Annotated in this window: 3 protein-coding genes; all 3 read right to left on the reverse strand. The window is 35.7% G+C overall.

All coding sequences use genetic code 11. The features are described from left to right. On the reverse strand, nucleotides 1–804 hold an 804-nt coding region (locus Q0413_RS00005), incomplete at its 3' end, for a type I restriction endonuclease (protein WP_298986004.1). Between the two features lie 21 nt (nucleotides 805–825). Continuing rightward, nucleotides 826–1,929, reverse strand: a complete 1,104-nt coding sequence (locus Q0413_RS00010; protein ID WP_298061232.1) for an AAA family ATPase — start codon at nucleotides 1,927–1,929, stop codon at nucleotides 826–828. A gap of 2 nt (nucleotides 1,930–1,931) precedes the next feature. After that, on the reverse strand, nucleotides 1,932–2,733 hold an 802-nt coding region (locus Q0413_RS00015; protein ID WP_298986008.1), incomplete at its 5' end, for a restriction endonuclease subunit S.

The following is a 2,733-nucleotide window of genomic DNA, read 5'->3' on the forward strand; positions in this document are numbered from 1 at the left end:
CAAGGTGTCACTCGCGTCAAATACGCAATATTTTGTCAGTATGCTTAAAAGCGTATTTTTCGCTAAAAAAGTCGCAGTAAAGTCCTTTATGTCCCTAATTGGCAAATTTTTAGAATCCGCCCAGTTGATAGTAAAATCGAAGCTAGTTTTATCGCGCTTTGTAGTATTTGCAAAGTAGCGCGTATCCGTGCCGTTTGAGATAACGAAAATTTGCAGGTATTTAAATAGCGAATTTGACGCGTTAAAGCTCTCTTTGGCATAGCGGTGGATTTGATTAAATGCTTCTCTTATCGCCACGCCGCGCTTTTTTAGTTCGATTTGCACCAGCGGCAAGCCGTTTACTAGGATAGTAATGTCGTATCTATTTGCGTGCGCGCCCGTCTGCTCAAATTGATTAATAACCTGCACGCTATTTCGCGCGATATTTTTCTTGTCCAGTAAATATATATTTTGTATATGCCCATCATCAAAAACAAAATCATAAATGTGATTGTCTTGGATTTTGCGAGTCTTTTCATTCACTCCATCGTTTGGCGCGTCAAGATACTCGCTAAGCAATCTAGTCCACTCAGAAGGCGTAAATTTAACCTCGTTTAGGCTTTCCAGCCGCTGTTTTAAATTTTCCAGTAGCTTTGCAGGAGAGTTTATGTCTTTTGCATACTCGTAGCCTTGCGCGACTAGATCGCTTATCAGCTCGCGCTCCATATCCGCCTCGCTTTGGTAGGTTGAGGGCTGGATTATCTTTTCATATTCGTCCAGGACTATAAAATTTTTACTCTCGGCTATCGGTTTGGTCTCTGTCATTTTTTTCCTTTGTTAGTTTTTTTATTTAAAATGGTATATTGAGCTAATTTTCTGAATTAAAAATCTTAATACTCTTTTGTCGTTATCGTTTGGCTCAACACTCTCTTCGGCAGAATGTTTAGAATGACTTGAAATATTAATCAGTCTTGTTTCATACGGTTTTGAATCTCCGCCTGGAGTATCCGGCAAGAGATCGCCCCAGCTTTTATAACCAAGAAAAGTAGAAGTTTTTTCCAAAATATTTCTTAGAAAATTAAAATGGTACTTCTTGATTTGATTATTCTCAATGGCTTTTTCTATCTCAGCCTTTAAATAAAGATGATAGGCGAACGGCGAATCATTATTTTGTTTATCTAAAACATATATTTCATCTTCGGTTTTCTTTAATAGATGCATGCTGCACCTTCTTTCCCTGCTTAGCCCATTATGTATCACATTATAAAATAAAGGGTTGTGAGTGGTAATTATAAATTTTATATTTGATTCGCTCTCTTTTATTCTTTCAACTAAATTTACAGCTATCTCTATTAAGTTATTCTCATCTAGTGAACTCACCGGATCATCTATAAAAAAATATTCCAGATCATCAAATTCGTGAGTTGATCGATTATCTGGTTCCGCTATATTTAATTCATTTATTACTTGCCTTATTAATACATAAAAAATACTCCAAATAAAAATACTTTCTTCTCCTTTTGAAATTTTAATATTATCTTCGGAGGCATTGTCATCTATAAAAGAAAAAGAAACTTCTGAAAAATTTGCATCGAATCTAGGTTCAAGCTTTTTACCTACATAAAGCTGAAAAGTATCAATAACCTCTTTATCCAATCCTTGTTCTTGAAATACCCAGCTAGTAAAAGAATTCGGTTGTATTTTTAATTTTGGCTCGACATCATTTTCTATATCGTTATCCCAATAAAATAAATCCTGCGTAAAAGCATTATAATAAATAATTTTCTTTTGGTCAGAGTCACTGTTTTCATCGGCTCCTGATTCTATTAAATTTTTAAATTCTACAGATAAACGAGTCTTACCCGTACCGTTAAAAGCATAAATTAATTGTGCTTTTTTATTCAAATTTTTAAGCTTATTTGCTATTTCGTTAAGAGTACCAGCAAACACTACTATATCTCCTTTTCAATTTCTGTAAAATTTAATAGCTTTTCTCTGTAATACTCATACTGCTTTTGCCTTAACTCTATCTCGCACGGTAGACCCTCGGCTATAGAGTTTACGAGCGTGTCATATTTGTCGAGTATTTCGACGATTTTGCGCTGGGTTGGTAGTGATGGAACAGGGATTTTATATTCCAAAATAGCATTCTTATTTCCTCGTGGCATTTTTGCGCCTTTTGCATTTTTCATATTATAATCGAAAAATTTATCATCAGCCAAAATTTGATACAAATATCTAGAATTGACGCTTTCGTCGTTTAAACGCAAAACCAAAACGTCGCCACTTGCTCCACCAGTGCAGTCAGCTTGCCAAATTTTCTTTAAATAAGGACGAATATTGCCTATCAAAATATCGCCGCTTTCAAACTTAGTACAGTTTCCGCTCGCCGGAACGTATTTTGACGATACTTTCCCTGCTTTATTTTGAAGCAAATTTTCCACGCCGACGTAATTTAGCTCATTTAAAGAGTCAAATTTAATTCTATCGCTCGAGTAGTCTGCAATGCTCCTAAGTGTTTTTAGTTCATACCCCCCATTTTTATTGAGCTCGTCAAAGCTTAAAAGGAAGTCGCGATAAAATTCGTATTGCTTTTTCCTAGCTGTAAGCTCTGCTGTAAGCTCTGCTGTAAGCAGCGTGAAACAGTCCAAAATGCGGACTATTTCACGCTGTACTTCCAGAGGAGGTACGGGGAGTTTGATTTTTTGAAATTTTGTTTTTGAAATATTAAAACGAGTTACTCCATTGGCCGTC

It is taken from the genome of uncultured Campylobacter sp. (assembly GCF_938045465.1).
GTDB lineage: Bacteria > Campylobacterota > Campylobacteria > Campylobacterales > Campylobacteraceae > Campylobacter_B.